General features: G+C 38.5%; 16 protein-coding genes. 10 read left to right on the forward strand and 6 right to left on the reverse strand.

The genetic code is table 11. The features are described 5' to 3' along the window. Positions 1–59: 59 nt before the first annotated feature. Both AA980_RS21965 and AA980_RS21970 read left to right on the forward strand, forming a co-directional pair. Entirely contained in the window at positions 60–1,232 is a 1,173-nt protein-coding gene (locus AA980_RS21965) for an MFS transporter (RefSeq protein ID WP_024026860.1), read from the forward strand. 79 nt (positions 1,233–1,311) lie between these two features. Next, the gene (locus tag AA980_RS21970) at positions 1,312–1,650 is read left to right on the forward strand and encodes a hypothetical protein (RefSeq protein ID WP_024026859.1); all 339 of its coding nucleotides are present in this window, start codon (positions 1,312–1,314) and stop codon (positions 1,648–1,650) included. A 71-nt stretch (positions 1,651–1,721) separates the two neighbouring features. Here the strand turns inward: AA980_RS21970 and AA980_RS21975 are convergent, their stop codons facing one another. Next, the gene (locus AA980_RS21975) at positions 1,722–2,426 is read right to left on the reverse strand and encodes a DUF421 domain-containing protein (protein WP_024026858.1); all 705 of its coding nucleotides are present in this window, start codon (positions 2,424–2,426) and stop codon (positions 1,722–1,724) included. A gap of 200 nt (positions 2,427–2,626) precedes the next feature. On the opposite strand from AA980_RS21975, the gene AA980_RS21980 reads away from it, so the two are divergent. Continuing rightward, positions 2,627–2,965: a YmaF family protein gene (locus AA980_RS21980; RefSeq protein ID WP_024026857.1), complete on the forward strand. Its 339-nt coding sequence runs from the start codon at positions 2,627–2,629 to the stop codon at positions 2,963–2,965. 109 nt (positions 2,966–3,074) lie between these two features. On the opposite strand, the gene AA980_RS21985 is transcribed toward AA980_RS21980, so the two are convergent. The 4 genes from AA980_RS21985 to AA980_RS22000 all read right to left on the reverse strand — a co-directional run bounded on the left by AA980_RS21985 (position 3,075) and on the right by AA980_RS22000 (position 7,573). Continuing rightward, positions 3,075–5,210 carry a heavy metal translocating P-type ATPase gene (locus tag AA980_RS21985; RefSeq protein ID WP_082195794.1) on the reverse strand — a complete coding sequence of 712 codons (2,136 nt, stop codon included), beginning with the start codon at positions 5,208–5,210 and terminating at the stop codon, positions 3,075–3,077. Then, a complete protein-coding gene (locus tag AA980_RS21990; RefSeq protein WP_024026855.1) occupies positions 5,203–5,571 on the reverse strand; it encodes an ArsR/SmtB family transcription factor in 369 nt (122 codons plus the stop codon). The genes AA980_RS21985 and AA980_RS21990 overlap by 8 nt, the downstream gene beginning before the upstream one ends. Before the next feature lie 155 nt (positions 5,572–5,726). Beyond that, positions 5,727–7,070 (reverse strand): hemolysin family protein, encoded by a 1,344-nt coding sequence (locus AA980_RS21995; protein ID WP_024026854.1) that lies wholly within the window; start codon positions 7,068–7,070, stop codon positions 5,727–5,729. An 89-nt stretch (positions 7,071–7,159) separates the two neighbouring features. Next, positions 7,160–7,573 carry a MerR family transcriptional regulator gene (locus AA980_RS22000; protein ID WP_024026853.1) on the reverse strand — a complete coding sequence of 138 codons (414 nt, stop codon included), beginning with the start codon at positions 7,571–7,573 and terminating at the stop codon, positions 7,160–7,162. A 1,112-nt stretch (positions 7,574–8,685) separates the two neighbouring features. On the opposite strand from AA980_RS22000, the gene AA980_RS22010 reads away from it, so the two are divergent. The 4 genes from AA980_RS22010 to AA980_RS22025 all read left to right on the forward strand — a co-directional run bounded on the left by AA980_RS22010 (position 8,686) and on the right by AA980_RS22025 (position 12,745). Beyond that, complete coding sequence (locus tag AA980_RS22010) at positions 8,686–9,756, forward strand: CotH kinase family protein (RefSeq protein WP_024030662.1); 1,071 nt, start codon at positions 8,686–8,688, stop codon at positions 9,754–9,756. Positions 9,757–9,912: 156 nt separating this feature from the next. Continuing rightward, a complete protein-coding gene (locus AA980_RS22015; protein WP_024030663.1) occupies positions 9,913–10,440 on the forward strand; it encodes a hypothetical protein in 528 nt (175 codons plus the stop codon). Positions 10,441–10,499: 59 nt separating this feature from the next. Continuing rightward, a complete protein-coding gene (locus AA980_RS22020) occupies positions 10,500–11,888 on the forward strand; it encodes a hypothetical protein (protein WP_024030664.1) in 1,389 nt (462 codons plus the stop codon). A gap of 188 nt (positions 11,889–12,076) precedes the next feature. Beyond that, positions 12,077–12,745 (forward strand): hypothetical protein, encoded by a 669-nt coding sequence (locus AA980_RS22025; RefSeq protein ID WP_024030665.1) that lies wholly within the window; start codon positions 12,077–12,079, stop codon positions 12,743–12,745. Positions 12,746–12,838: 93 nt separating this feature from the next. Here the strand turns inward: AA980_RS22025 and AA980_RS22030 are convergent, their stop codons facing one another. Continuing rightward, positions 12,839–13,486: a phosphatase PAP2 family protein gene (locus AA980_RS22030; protein WP_024030666.1), complete on the reverse strand. Its 648-nt coding sequence runs from the start codon at positions 13,484–13,486 to the stop codon at positions 12,839–12,841. Positions 13,487–13,906: 420 nt separating this feature from the next. Between AA980_RS22030 and AA980_RS22035 the strand changes: the two genes are divergently transcribed. The 3 genes from AA980_RS22035 (at position 13,907) to AA980_RS22045 (ending at position 16,533) form a co-directional block, all read left to right on the forward strand. Then, a complete protein-coding gene (locus AA980_RS22035) occupies positions 13,907–14,299 on the forward strand; it encodes a thiol-disulfide oxidoreductase DCC family protein (RefSeq protein WP_024030667.1) in 393 nt (130 codons plus the stop codon). A gap of 13 nt (positions 14,300–14,312) precedes the next feature. Then, positions 14,313–15,224, forward strand: coding sequence for a TIGR01777 family oxidoreductase (locus AA980_RS22040; RefSeq protein WP_235815190.1), 912 nt, complete (start codon positions 14,313–14,315; stop codon positions 15,222–15,224). Between the two features lie 118 nt (positions 15,225–15,342). Continuing rightward, on the forward strand, positions 15,343–16,533 hold the full coding sequence (locus tag AA980_RS22045) for a M14 family metallopeptidase (protein ID WP_024030669.1): 1,191 nt from the start codon (positions 15,343–15,345) through the stop codon (positions 16,531–16,533). Positions 16,534–16,602 lie beyond the last annotated feature (69 nt).

Below are 16,602 nucleotides of genomic sequence, written 5' to 3' on the forward strand. Positions count from 1 at the left end.
CCATTATCCTATAATAGTACATAAATGATTTTTTGAATCATCTAGGGAGTGAGAATTCATTGCAAACAAAATCTGCTTTACCGATTTTATTTGTGGTAATGTTTTTAGTTATGGTTGGTTTCGGAATTATTATTCCAGTATTACCTTTTTACGCCGAGGAAATTGGGGCAAATCCCACTGAACTCGGATTGTTAATGGCGGTTTATTCACTGATGCAGCTCATTTTTGCACCAATGTGGGGTCAGGTTTCCGACCGCATCGGACGGAAGCCGGTGATGATGATCGGGATATTCGGTCTCGGTTTATCTTTCCTCATCCAAGCTCTTTCAACTGAACTATGGATGTTATTTGCAGCCAGAATTCTGGGTGGAATTCTTTCGTCTGCAAATATGCCAACCGCAATGGCCTATGTTGCTGACATTACAACGGAAGAAAATCGCGGAAAAGGAATGGGAATTGTCGGTGCTGCCACAGGGTTGGGATTTGTGTTCGGACCGGCGATTGGCGGTATTTTTTCGAAATTCAGCTTAAGTATGCCTTTTTATCTTGCAAGTGGGTCATCCTTTATCACCTTGATCTTGGTATTTATTCTGTTAAAGGAATCAAAACAGAAAAAGGGTCCTACATCAAAGGAAAAAACATCCATCTGGAAGGACTTCAATGGAGCTGTGTCCGTGCTGTTTTTCGTACAGCTATTAATTTCGTTATCCCTCTCAGGTTTAGAGGCAACATTTGCTTATTTTGCCGCTAAAAAAGCAGGGTTAGACGCAATCCAGCTTGGATACATTTTCATGATTATGGGTTTTGGAAGTGCATTGGTTCAAGGTGGTTTGGTTGGCAGATTAACCAAAAAATACGGGGAAAGCAGAGTCATTCAAGGCGGTATGATTGTTTCTGCCGTTGGCTTTGGATCAATCTTGCTTGTACATAGTTTTATAACCGCTGCGATTTATTTAACTTTATTTGGACTCGGTAATGGCGTGATTCGCCCAAGTGTCTCTTCCTTGCTGACAAAAACGTCCACAGCAGGACATGGGAGCTCAACCGGACTTTTATCATCCTTTGATTCATTAGGCCGAATTATCGGTCCGCCGCTAGGAGGCTGGCTGTTTTCAATGGCGGTGGGTCTGCCTTATATTTCAGGAGCCATTATCACAATCGTTGCCTTTCTTCTATTTGTCATCTTCCGTCCACAGCAGAATACGGCAAAAGCACCAAATATACAAAACTAAATTTTTTAGGCATATGGCATCATCGGACATGCATAAAATGGATACAGGATGATTCTACAAAAGGAGCCCTGTATATATCATGAAAATAAAAACCTTTACAAGTGTTGCTTTCCTTTTGATAACTTTAGCGTTTGCTGCCTATCTTGATTCACCTTACTCATTTTTTAATAAAAATTATGCCTATTCATCCGTGCATCCTGCCATGGCCCAACCTGTTGAAGTGGAGCCATCGAGTGATATTCCAGAATTGGAAGAAAAACTAGAGAAACTTGAAATAGTGGATGGCTACATCGTAGAAACGTACGAGGAATATGAAGTATATAAAGACAAGGATGGAAATGTTATCAAAAGTGAACCGACAGGAAAAATAGAAAGCATTAGATATTGGGATTATAGCAAAAAGACCGCTGACGATTAAATCGATTAGCGGTCTTTTTGCTATAATTCCTCCTAAACTGTTCATTCAATATTCAATTATACGGGGTTATGCTAACCCTTTCCTGGCTTATAGTAATAAGGATCATTTTTATGTTCTTTGATTTGATTATTATCGATAAAAATTTTTCGATTTTCTAAAAAAGTAGCTAACATAATTGATTCTACCTTTTCCCCGGCTTTTTCTACCTCATTAAGTAACCATCTTCGGTCTAGTTGAAGATATTTTAAATTATAATCTAAAATTTGCCCATCCATGATCAATGGAATAGGTATATATTCTTTCTTTACATCTAAGTTTAAATCATTAGGCTGGATTGGCCGGTAATCTGACATGGGGATCACGCTTATACTCCCTGTATCTTCCATTACCGCCATTTCGATATTTTGACTATCCGTGTACCCTTTAACTCTTAATTGTGATAATAGCTCATTAATCGTCATCCGGACTTTTTTCAGCCCTTTTCTATCAATATCACCGTTACGAATCAATACTGTCGGACTATCGTAAAGAATCCATCTTAATTTATTATATAAAGATAAACGTACAAAGATTTTGTATAAAATGACTATGATAGCAGCGTACGTTAACGATTTTCCAATATGATTGACTTCCACAGGGGTACTGATGATATTGGTCAGTACGTAGATATATAATAAATCAAATGAATGCATTTCGCCAACTGCCTTTTTTCCAGTCACCCGTAAAAATAAATAGCCCATAATAAAAACGATGAAAGCACGGTAAAATATTTCCAATCTTCCATCTCCCCTAAAATTCTTCAGCTTAACGATCCGATAATTTTGAACGTAAGTTATCGTTAGTATTCTCTGGTTCAAATATTCCCATACGAAGAGAATTAACGATCACCTTATTTTTATTAATTAATTGAATTATTCACTGAGGACGTTGCGTATATTTAATTAATCATGATAGTAAATAGGAAGGGATGATTTAAGTGGCGAAAATAGGAAAGGATGATTTTGTAAATGGATTTGTTCCCCATCATAACCATGGGTCGGTTGATTATACAGGACTAAGTTTGAATCATGTACATCAATGCTTGGATGTTACATCACCACCGATTCAAACCCAAGATGGTGGTCATATCCATTTTACTGAAGGATATGTTTTGTTTGAGGATGGTCATACCCATCATTATCAAGCATACTCCGGACCGGCGATCCCAGTTGGAAATGGAATGCACGTTCATTACTATGATTTCCATACCACAGAAGATGCTGGACATAGTCATCATGTTAAAGGGGTTGACCATCCAGCACCAGGAACGAAATAACCCAATTAAATATCGATTAGGAATGTTCGAAAAAATAAGAAGGTGCGAGTGATCGCTCCTTCTTATTAATAAAACCAATATACACAGTTATTCAGGGGAGCCCAAAATATTAATTATCTTTTACACGAAGAAGTCGTAAACCATTTAATGTGACTATAAGCGTGGCACCCATATCCGCAAAGATGGCAATCCAAAGTGTTAACCATCCTGGTATAACTAGTAAAAGCGCCAATAGTTTTATTCCTATTGAGAACGTGATATTTTGTTTGATAATAAATAAGGATTTTCTGCTTAGTTTTAACGTGAATGGAAGTTTACCTAGGTCATCGGCCATTAAAGCAATATCTGCAGTTTCTAACGCGGTATCTGTTCCAGCCCCGCCCATAGCAATCCCGACATTCGATGCAGCTAGAGCAGGAGCATCATTCACACCGTCTCCGACCATTGCAACATGGTCATATTTGTTTCGTAAATTTTTAATAAATGTTAATTTATCCTGAGGTAATAGGTCTGCCTGAATATCAGAAACTCCTACCCGCTGACCAATTGCATTAGCAGTCCCTGAATTATCACCCGTAAGCATGATTGTTTTTTGAATCCCTAGCGAGTGAAGTTTTTGGATAACAGACTCACTGTTTACCCTCAATTCATCAGAAACTGCTATTAATCCCATTATTTCAGTTGCCGTACCAGCAGCCATAACGGTTTTCCCATTATTCTGTAGTTCAGTAATCTTTGCTTTTAGGGTTGCCGAAATTCCATTCGGTAAGATTTCATCGAATAAATTTGGACTACCTACATAATACATTTTTTCATTGACAATACCTTTGACTCCTTTACCTGTAATGGAAGAAAAGTCAGCTATTTTAATGTCTTTGTAAGGTATGTTTTCCTGCTTTGCTTTTTTGATTACCGCTGAAGCCAAGGGGTGCTGTGATTTATTTTCTAAAGCAGCTATGATGGCTAGCAGTTCATTCGAATTTTTACTGGTTTGGGGAAGATAATCCGTTACAACTGGAATTCCTTCCGTCAAAGTTCCTGTTTTATCAAAGGCAATCGCTTTAATTGCACCCATTTCCTCTAAATGGATTCCTCCTTTGATTAAAACTCCATTTCGTGCAGCATTACCAATTGCAGTCACTATCGAAACAGGAGTTGAAATGACAAGTGCGCATGGACAACCAACCACTAAGACAGCCAGCCCTTGATAAATCCATTTACTCCAATCCGCATCAAATAATAACGGCGGGAGCACTGCCACTAACAGGGAAATGAACATAATAACGGGTGTATAATACTTCGCAAAGCGATCGACAAATGCTTGAGATGGAGCCCTTTCAGCTTGCGCTTCTTCAACAAGATGAATGATTTTGGCAATCGTGGTATCGTCCACATGTTTCGTGACTTTCACTTCAAGAAGTCCTTCATCATTTAATGTTCCAGCAAAAACCTCATCATCAACCGTTTTCGAAACGGGGACAGATTCACCCGTGATCGCTGCCTGATTAACTGCGGATACTCCTTTTACTACCATGCCGTCCATGGCGATCTTCTGTCCTGGTTTGACGATTAAGATGTCACCGATTTGAATATCGTTCACTTCTACCGTAATTTCTTCGTTGTTCCTTCGAATTAAAGCTTCCTTTGGAGCAATATCCATTAACGAGCGAATCGATTGCCGAGCTTTATCCATCGAATAGGACTCGAGAACCTCACTTATGGCAAACAAAATGACAACTGTTGCTCCTTCTCCCCACTCGCCGATGATAGCTGCTCCAAAAACGGCGATGGTCATCAGGGTTCTCATATCAAATTCTAAACGGAATAAATTTTTCAGTCCGGTGATAAAAAGACGATAGCCGCCTACTAAAATGGCCGCTCCATATGCAAAAATCGCAAATAAACTCTCTTCTCCGTTCATCTGTCCGGCAAACCAGCCGATAAGCAAGAAAACAAATGAGACTATGACTGTTGAATATTTTTTCATGAAAGGTTCTTTTTTCTCATCAAATCGTTGTTTTTCAGGAATGACTTTAATATTTTCAAAAGCCCCTGCCTTCTCAAGTTCTTCGATTGATGTTTCACCATAGACCGTAAGCTTGGAAGCACCGAAATTTACACTTGCATTAGAAACACCATCCAGGTGTTTTACGTTCGTTTCGAACTTTGTCGCACAGCCAGCTCAGGTGAATCCCTGCACCCGATAGACGGTTTTTTCATTTGCTTGTTCTAACGCGTTACTCATGGGAGGCCACCTCCTTTTGATGCTCAAATGCGATTTGAATAAGTTGTTTAACATGGTCATCGTCAAGAGCGTAGAAAACCAATTTGCCCTCCTTGCGATATTTCGCTAACCCTAAATTTCGCAGCAGCCGCAGATGATGGGAAGCTGTAGCTGTTGTACTTCCTACGATATTAGCTACATCACAGACACATAATTCATCTTCAACGCTTAAGGCGTAAGCGATTTTAATTCTAGTGTCATCGGATAACGCTTTAAATATTTGCGAAACAGCCATTGTATTTTGCTGGAAAACAGATTCCTTCACCCGCTTCACTTTTTCCTCATCCACGCATGTTATCTCGCATATATCGTCATGTTTCATCACGTTCACCACCCATTATTCAAATATCCATTTGATTATTAGTATATGTTTAATGGTTAAAATGGTCAAATACTTATTTGAATATAAAAAAGCGGTAACCCCTTATATATATATGGGAATTACCGCTTTCCTTATTTGAAAAATCGAAGTTATTTCTACATCGCACTGCTGTTAAAAATTTGTGGATTATGCGCAAACGATTCCTGCTTCAATACCTTAACAATCTCTAACGACTTAATATGATAGCCATCGACTTTAAGAATCTTAAACTCGTAACCCTCGTGCCTGATTTTATCACCTGCGGCTACTTCCATTTTTTCCGAGAGGATCCAGCCGCCGATTGTATCGATATCTGAATCATCGATATCTAATCCTAACAAATCATTGATTTCAGCAATTAGGACTTTTCCATCAACTATTGTTTTATTTGGACTGATTTTATTTATATCTGGAACTTCGTCAGCATCAAATTCATCCCGAATCTCGCCGACAATCTCTTCCAAGATATCTTCGACCGTTACTAACCCAGCGGTTCCACCATATTCATCGATCAAAATAGCCATGTGAACACGGTCTTTTTGCATCTTGACTAACAAATCGTGGATTGGAATGGTTTCAATGACTTGGATGACGGGACGAACATATTCCTCTATAGAAGTTTCAACATTCTTCCCTTTTATATACTCAGTAAATACTTCCTTCATATTGACCATTCCAACGATATTATCTTTTTCGCCATCGATGACTGGGTACCGCGTATAATTTTCTTCTGTAACGATTTTCAGACATTCATCTAACGATTGTGAGATATCAAAAGCGACAATTTCAGTTCTTGGCACCATAATTTCATTAGCATTTCGATCATCGAATTCAAAAATATTATTCACATATTTATATTCAGATTGATTAATCTCACCGCTTTTATAGCTTTCCGAAATAATGATTTGAAGCTCCTCTTCCGAGTGTGCCGTTTCGTGTTCGGAAGCGGGTTTCAATCCAAATAGACCTGTAATCATTCGGGCAGAGCCATTTAATGCCTTAATAAAAGGAAACATCATTTTATAAAATAGCATCATTGGTCTAGCGAAAATTAATGTAATCGTTTCAGCTCTTTGAATGGCAAATGTTTTTGGTGCCAGCTCGCCTACTACGACGTGAATGAAAGTTACCGAAGCAAACGCCAGTATAAAGGATGTTATACTTGAAACCGATTCTGGCATGTTTATTTTAATTAAGAGCGGATGCAGGATATGTTCCACTGTTGGTTCACCCAGCCAGCCAAGACCTAATGCTGTTACGGTAATCCCTAATTGACAAGCAGATAAATATTCATCAAGATTTGTTACAATCGTTTTTGCCGCAGCCGCATTCTTGCTGCCTTCTGCAACTAGCTGATCAATTCGCGTGCTGCGAATTTTAACAATAGCAAATTCGTATGATACGAAAAACGCTGTAAAAGCAATTAAAATTGCTATCATTAACAAATTAAAAATAATCAATAGTCTCCTTACTTAAAATTTTCAAGTAAGGAATACACCTCCTGTTTTTTTCCAAGTTAAGTCGTTATTATCGAGTAAAGATTTTAGCTTTATTTAAAAAGTAAATATAATGTTTGTGCTAATTTAATTCCTTTTGGCGAAAGTTTGCTAACTAATAGTTCTTTTTGTTGCTTGTTTAATTTTTGAAGAATGGGTTCCATTGCCATTAATTCCTCTTTTAAATGCTCCATAATCAGCGCAATTTGTTCAAAATGCTGCTCAACCTTCTGTTTGTCGATCCTATTTTCGGATTGAATCATTTCAATGGAAGACTTGATTTCCTCAAGCGGCATTTTAAGATTCTTATAATGTTCAACCAGCTCCAAAATCTGAATCGATTCTTGCCCATACAATCGATAGTTAGAATCCGTCCTAATCGGGTTAAGTAAGCCCATTTGAGTGTAATAATCGATTGTTCTTTTAGAGATATTCATTAATTTGGCTATTTCACCAATTCGATACAACTTCCCAACGGACTTCCCCCTTTTTCTATTTTTCTATTAAAATACTATAACACAATTCGAACCGTACAGTCAACGTATCGGTTTGTAAATAAGAAAAGGATTCATCGCTGGATGAATCCTTCGTAATTTATGACTCCCTTTGGTAGAGATACTATTTATTGCTATTTGGGACCTTACCTGCCTCTTGAACCACGGGAGCCTCTTGATCCTCTGCTGCCTCTGCTTCCACGTGAGCCACGGCTTCCTCTTGATCCTCTGCTGCCTCTGCTTCCGCGTGATCCGCGACTTCCTCTGCTTCCGCGTGATCCACGACTTCCTCTCGATCCTCTGTTGCCTCTGCTTCCGCGTGAACCACGGCTGCCACGTGATCCGCGACTTCCTCTGCTTCCGCGTGAACCACGGCTTCCTCTCGATCCTCTGCTGCCTCTGCTTCCGCGTGAACCANTGATCCGCGATCTGCTTCCGCGTGATCCACGGCTTCCGCGTGATCCGTGACTTCCTCTGCTTCCGCGTGAACCACGGCTTCCTCTCGATCCTCTGCTGCCTCTGCTTCCGCGTGAACCACGGCTTCCTCTCGATCCGCGACTTCCTCTGCTTCCGCGTGAGCCACGGCTTCCTCTCGATCCGCGGCTGCCTCTGCTTCCGCGTGAACCACGGCTTCCTCTCGATCCACGGCTGCCTCTGCTTCCGCTTGATCCTCTGCTGCCTCTGCTTCCGCGTGAACCACGGCTTCCGCTTGATCCACGGCTTCCGCTTGATCCTCTGCTTTCGCGTGAGCCACGACTTCCGCGTGAGCCACGGCTGCCTCCCTTACCTTTTCTCCCTTTCCTGCCCTTTTTTCCTAGTTTGAACTCAACTGGATTATTATCTAAAAATTCGACCACACCATTTTCTTGTGCTTGTGATAGCAATTCTTCCATGACGATTCTCATTGCCATTTTCCACCACTTTCCCAAAATTTTATACTCATTGATAATCTATGGGAATAAAGTGGAATTGGATATAGACATACATTTATTTTTTCGAATTTAACAGCAAAAACCTAGATACGGAACCATTAATAATTTGAAAGCATACAATTCTAAAAACATGAATATTTAGGGGTATTTAAATTGCAAAAATATGAAATTTTTATTAATCCTAAGCAGTTAAACCAACTGGATAAAGATATATGGATGGATAAACACGTACCTGCTGTGCTTAAAATAGGCAGCAGTCAATACAAAATTGGGCTATCATACCGAGGGAATGTAATCAGAAAGAAGAAAAAGAAATCGTATAATATCGTTTTTCAAAAACCCTTTACAGTGAATGGTGCACATGAAATCCACTTAAATGCAGAATTCAATGACATTACACTCTGCAGGAATAAACTCTCACTCGATTTCTTTGAAAATATTGGTGTTTCCGCTCCCCATTCAAAACATATCCTTCTATATATTAATGGATATTGTAAAGGGATTTACCTAGAGCTCGAATCCTTCGATCAGTATCTTTTAGAAAAAAGAAAATTGCCATTAGGACCAATCATTTATGCCACCAATTATCATGCGAATTTTTCCATATTTACGCCAGAAAAAGAACTGAAAAAAAGCTTGGATGACGGTTACACACTAAAATATGGTGAAAAAAAAGACCTTGCAAATTTAGAAAACCTTATCACTATGACAAACACCTTAAGCAATGAGGAATTTGAAAAGCAAATACCTATGATTCTTGATGTCAAACAATATTTAACATGGCTGGCAGGCGTTGTTTGTACGCAAAATTTTGATGGCTTTATCCATAATTATGCGCTTTACCAAAATAGTGAAACCGGAGTTTTTAAGATTACACCATGGGACTATGATGGAACCTGGGGCCGCGACCTCCACGGACAGCTGCTTGACCATGATTTTATACCAATTACAGGCTATAACACCTTGACAGGCAGATTGATGTTTTTTCCACAATTTAAAAAGGACTATTGCGATATTTTGTCCTCGACTTTAGCTAACGAATTTACAGTTGAAACACAAACCGAAAAGATTGATGTGCTTTTTCAAACAATCGTACCTTATCTTCACCTTGATCCTTTTGTTAAAGCAACCCCGGAAATATTTAATCAGGAGAAGGAATTAATTATTCATTTCATCAAAAAAAGAAATGCCTATCTAAAGCAACAAATGATTAAACTCCAATAAAGAGTGAAGTATATGGTTAACTATCATATACTTTTTTTTGCCTATTTTTCACCAATTCTTCGAAAAAAAGGCGGCTTTATTAGTACAACATCACCCCGTGATACATATAGATGCAGTGTAAATGTTTATTTAAATAAAAGGAGGAAACTATGGGTTATGAATAAAGAAGTAATGAACCTTCATGTTGGCAAAACAATCAGGGTGGATCGGGGAGGCCCCGAATCCAGGCAAGGAAAATTACTGGCCGTTTTTGATGATTATTTCGTCCTTCTAACTGAAAAGGATGGCGTTGTTTATTACAAAACTAATCATATCAAAAGTGTTACCGAGAGTTCAAAGGACTTAATGAAATTAGGATTAGAAATTCCCAATAACTTCGATTATAAAACCGGGGATAATTTCCATAAATTATTAGAAAGTATTAAATATCAATGGGTAAGAATTAACCGCGGAAACACGGAAGCACTTGAAGGCGTCCTTAATGATGTAAATAAAGATTTTGCTTCTTTAATTGTGAAAGAAGAAGTTGTTCGTTTTTCGATGAAGCACATTCGAAACATCAGCTATGGCTTGATGGTAGAGAGACAAAAAAATGACTCTAATGACAGTAATAATAATCAAAACAACGATAGCAATGGCGATAATGATCAAAATTCTGAAGATAACAACGATAATAACGAGTAACCAAAATGTCGCTTCTCCATCAGAGAAGCGACCCATTATCTCTTAAGGAGGGTAAATACATGGGGTTAGATAAATTTTCAGCTGCATTGGATTTATTAAAGGGCTTCAATGTAGATCTTTATGTAGGTGAAGACGTATTTAAAGGAACACTAATTGGTGTGGAAACAGACCATGTCGTGTTAGAGACCGAAAATAAATACATTTTCTATTATAACATCGATAAAATCCAAGCAATCACAAAAAACACGAGACTGTTCCAGACCGAGGAAACCACTGCAGAATTTCAAAAGACACAGACCTTAACAGAGCTTCTCAATTCATTTCAACATTCCTGGGTAAGCATTTTAAGTGTTAATAAACAAAGGTTTAACGGCGTATTAAGTGACATTGATTCTGATTTTGCCACATTAATTAATGGTGAAGAGCGAATATTAATCAAATTATCGCATGTTTCCAACATTTTAAAAGGAGATTTGTTAGAGGAGAAACCAGTCAAGCCGCAAACACCAAAGCCAAGTGCACAAAAAAATAACAAAACAAAAGAAGAAGGAACAGCTTCCTCCGAAAAGTCAGAGAATAAAAATGAAACGAAATACACGTCAATAATGAAAGATGCTAGCAATACTTCGGTAAAGAAAACAAAGGCTAAAAATCACGAAGAACAACCTGAAAGGCAGCAAGCTGCTGCTGCAATTACTGAAATAAACGGGATTATCGAACCAAACAATTCGATGGTTTGGTCACAACCCATAAAATCGGAAACTCCTGAGGCTCTTTCAAATGTTGAAGTCCCAGAAATGAACAGAACTATTAACACACAGAAGGCAGATGAAGTTAATAGTCCATTGGCCAATATTGAAACGACAAAAGCCACCAATGATTCGAGACGAAAAGAGGAAAAGTTCGAGACTCCAAAGATGAACAAACAGAACCTGAACGAGTCGCTTAAGGAAATGAAACCTGTAAAGGAAACGACAACGGCATCACTTTTACCGGAAACAAAAAAGGAAGTAAAACCTGCAAAAGTCCAAGAAACTAAAAATGTTTCTAAACCGGTTGTTTCAGAAAAAGCGGTAGCTAATAAAACCGAAAATAAAGCAAAAGAGGCAAGTACAAATAAAAAGAATACTAAAACAGAAGTGACAAGTGCAAGTAAAAAGGACACTAAGGCAGTTGTAACGAAAGCACCTAAAAAGGATTCTCGAACAGAAATGACAAGTGCAAATAAAAGAGATCCTTGGGCAGAAATGACAAATTCCAATAAAAGGGACCCTTGGACAGACATGACAAGTGCAAATAAGAAGGATACTTGGACTGAAGGGGTACAAAAACAGCAAGAATCGAAAAGTTTCCGTTTTGCCGGTGAACCCGTTTCCCGTGAAAATAGCAGGGCTGCTTTTCCATTTGCGGGCTGGCCAAACAGAAGCAAAAGAACTTTTAAATTTTAAGTGCACACAGCTTCCGAGAAAAGGAAAAAGCAGTTCTCTCAATCTTATTTCCCGCCGTATGGCAATTCCAAAGATTCCTTTACAAATTGAGCTGGGCAGGTTTCAGCATTCCTATATCGTAATTGAAATTGGACTCTAAAGCCCTCCTCTATTTGTAAATTAGTAATACCCTGGAAGGATGTGAGTTAATGAATTTGAAAAATATTAGAGGAAGATATATTAAAGTAGAAATTTCAGGAAAGAAATTAATCAAAGGGTTATTAGTGGACATAGGAAGTGATTTATGGGTAATTTTCAATGGGTATGATTATCTTTATATTCCAATTGTTCATATTCAAAACTGGCAATTTTTAAAGGAAGCTGAAATTGACGAGATTAATTTCAATGACGAACCAACACCGATTTATAATCATAATGAAGAAATTTCATTACGGAAAACCCTTACCTCCGCAAAGGGGATTTTTACAGAAATCTATGTAACAAGTAACCAAGCACTGCATGGTTATATCATAAGCATCATGAATAATTACTTTGTCTTTTACTCCCCTATATACAAGACCATGTTTATCTCACTGAACCATCTTAAATGGTTAATTCCATACACCAATAATCAACGGCCTTACGGTCTAAGCAATGCAAGTCTGCCTGTTAACCCGAGCAGCATATCATTTGCCCGATCCTTTGAAGTGCAAATTGAAAAGTTAGTGGGAGAATTAATCGTCTTTAATATTGGCGAAAACGAGAATGTAATTGGCAAAATTCAAGGAATCAAGAATAACTTTGTGGAATTAATTAGTGCGAAAGAAGATCCGATTTATTTAAATCTACAACATATTAAAACCGTCCATATGACGTAATTGGCCATTTTCTATGGCTGATTAGTAAACAAGCTTTTTTAATAATACTCAATAAGAGTGTCTCATCGACACTCTTTTTAAGCAATTATTTAACTATTTATCTTTTACATATATAGACTCTGATTTTTCACTGACACGGAATGACCATAGCTCAAAGGTAAATCCATAAAGAAAGGTCACAAGAAACATCGAGCCAATCATATCTAGAATCACGTGCTGTTTAACAAAAAGTGTCGAGATAATTATTAACGTCCCTAAAATATGGATCGTTAAATTGTTTAGTATATGTTTATTTTTAATGTGAAGTGAAGCAAGCATGATGGTGAATGTCGTAAGTACATGGATACTAGGGAAACAATTAACTGGTCGATCGTTGGCGTAAATCCATTGAACAAGATGAATAACTAAATTGTCACCTTCCACTGTCGGCCTTGGTACTGTTGTCTGAAAAAAGAAGTAAATCACATAACAAATCAGCTCGGCAATCACAATCAAGATCAAAGTTTTTAAGTATATTTTTGTATCCTTAAAGCAAAAATAGACTAAATAACAAGACAAATAAGCATACCAAAGAATATAAGGAATGATAAAAACCGATAAAAAGGGAATAGCACTATCCACGGCAGATGTAAGGTCAACAGCATCATTTGCTCGGGTGTTTAATAGTTCATAGATTTTCCCTAGAAGCGGCATGACGAACAAAAATAATAAGTAGGGAGCCTTTTTTATTAGTATTTTCAAATATGTACCTCCCCTTCTCTGATACCATAAATTAACAGTTTCATAGGAAAAAATGTCGAACCTTTAATATAATATCATAAATAAATGGAAAATCCATATATTTTCCAAGATTTCTATATATTTTATGTTTTAAACAAATACGACCCAAAATGGCATCAAAAAATGGTTGAATGCTTGTAAAGCCCACTTACCAATGAACAAATTGGGTCATTTTCTTTATTATTGTACTCAGTTGTTCATAGAAGGTGCATTTAGAGTGCCAATTTAGTGTGGCCTTTTGGGTGTCTTTTTGGGTGTCAGGCACCGCTTGTGGACATTTGTCCGCCCCCAGTGGACACTCAATCGAGGTAAAGAGCTTGAAAACATGCTATGCTTAAATCACCTATACATAGTAGAAACTAACTTAAGTTGGTGAATGGAATGGAACGGATTATATTATTTGATGGTGTGTGCAACCTTTGTAACAGCAGCGTGCAATTTATTTTAAAACGTGACCCTAATGGGACGTTTAAGTTTGCCTCCCTCCAAGGTGAAGCTGGACAATCGCTGCTTAAAAAGTATGGCCTGAATACAAACATCAACAGCTTTGTTCTAATAGAAAATGGGGAAATTTATCTTAAATCAACTGCAGCACTAAGAATCTGCAGAAAATTAACTTGGGCATGGAGATTGGTTGCTGTCTTCCTATTCATTCCTCGTTTCATTAGAGATTTGTTTTACGAATTAATCGCCAAAAACAGGTATCGGTGGTTTGGAAAAAAAGACAGCTGCATGCTCCCTAAACCTGAATGGAAAAGTAGATTTTTAGATTAAAGGAGATAGGCTTATGATGGATAAAAAAGTTATTTTAGCAGCGGGAACTGGATTCTTAGGGAGGTCATTAGCCCATTTTCTCATCAATAAGGGCTATCAAGTTATTATTCTAACAAGGGGCCCATCAAAAGTTGAGGGAGAAATGAAGTACGTCCAATGGGATGGAATTCACCTAGGGGATTGGGCGAAAGAAATTGACGGCAGCTATGCCCTCGTTAATTTTACCGGGAAAAGCGTCAACTGTATTTATACGAAGGCAAATCGGGAAGAAATTATCTCGTCTCGCCTCGATTCAGTTCAAGTTTTACAAGAAGCAATTCATAAATGTATAAAACCGCCGAAAGTATTTGTCCAAGCGGGCTCTTTAGCTATTTTTGGTGATACAAAGGAAATTTGTGACGAAACTGCGCCGAACGGGACAGGGTTCTCTGTAGAGGTTTGCCAGCAATGGGAAGAAGAATTTTTCAAGGAATCCCTGCCTGCTACACGTCAAGTTCTGTTAAGAATTGGTTTTGCCTTAGGGCGTGATGGCGGTGCACTTGAACCGTTAACAAAATTGGCTAAACTCAACCTCGGCGGGACAGTCGGGTCCGGTAAACAATATATCAGCTGGCTCCATATCGATGATTTAAATGAAATGTTCCTGCAGGCAATCGAAAACGATACATATGAAGGCGTTTATAATGCTACTGGTCCGAATCCTGTTACCAATAAAGAATTCATGCGTGTGTTAAGAAACGTGTTAAACAAAGGCTGGACACCCCCTGCCCCAACGCCATTTGTTTGGCTCGGAGCCTATCTTTTCATGAAAACAGAACCAAGCTTAGCGTTAACCGGCAGGAATTGCCTGCCAAAGAAATTGCAGCAGCACGGTTTCCGATTCCAATTTCACGAACTGGAAACAGCGTTAAAAGACTTAATTTAGGTAGACAGCTGGCACGGTGCCTGCTGGCACGGTGCCTGACACCCCTAAAACAATCAAATATTTAATTCCATTTTGCATACATTTTAAAAAGACTGTTTTTTTCTGTAGGAGGGTCTAAATGGAGATTGTTGTTAGACAGGGCGATTCTTTATCGCACTACAGCCAGTTGTTTAAGATTAATTTGCAATTGATTAAAGATTCCAATCGGATTATTGAGCCAAACAGTCTTTCGGTTGGTCAACGAATCCAAATTCCCGGCTTTGGCACTCAAGAATATCAAATTCACCACGGGGACTCTTTATCGAGCGTTGCCCGCAGTCGGAATCTCCCACTTGAAGTTATATACCTAGTTAATCCAGGAATAAACCCGAATAATCTTAAGGAAGCACAAGTAATAAAAGTTCCAATGCGAATTACGTGGAGATTAGTGAATTGCAGGCAGTGGTATGATTATGAAAAATTGATGGAGGATATCAAGAGATTACAAAAGGTGTACCCGTTTCTGCAAGTTTCTTCAATCGGAAATACAATTCTCGGAAAAAACATTCCAGAAATCCTCCTAGGCAATGGTGGAAAAAGGGTACATTATAACGGTTCTTTTCATGCCAATGAATGGATTACCACAGCTGTGATCATGACCTTTTTAAATGATTATTTATTATCGCTGACAAATCAAACTACCATTCGCGGTTTATCAACATTTCCTTTTTACGAACAAACCACCCTCTCAATTGTTCCTATGGTAAACCCTGACGGTGTTGATCTAGTTTTGCACGGACCACCGGCATGTGATAATTTGCAGAAAAGAATACTAGGTTTAAATAAAGGCAATAGCGACTTTTCGGGGTGGAAAGCGAATATAAGGGGTGTAGACTTAAACGATCAATTTCCGGCCAAATGGGAGGTCGAGAAGGCGAGAAATCCTAATAACCCCGGACCACGAGATTACGGTGGAGAAAAACCATTATCAGAGCCCGAAGCGATTGCGATTGCCGAGCTGACCAAAAAGCGTGATTTTGCCCGAGTGCTGGCTTTTCATACGCAATGTGAAGAGATTTATTGGGGATTTGATAATCTCGAACCGCCACAATCAGAGGAAATTGTGAATGAATTTAGCAGGGTCAGCGGCTATGTGCCTGTCAAAACGATTGAAAGCTACGCCGGTTACAAAGACTGGTTTATTCAGGATTGGCAGAGGCCAGGCTTCACCGTTGAACTTGGACATGGAATAAATCCCCTGCCTATTTCTCAGTTTAATGAAATCTACCAGAAATCGCTTGGGATTTTCTTAGCGGGACTATATCTTTAAACAGGAGGTCGAAAAAACTCACCGACTTCCTTTTTCCATTTCTATTTTTCTTGAGGTCCCTTTTCCAGT

Source organism: Neobacillus vireti (assembly GCF_001026695.1).
GTDB lineage: Bacteria > Bacillota > Bacilli > Bacillales > Cytobacillaceae > Neobacillus > Neobacillus vireti.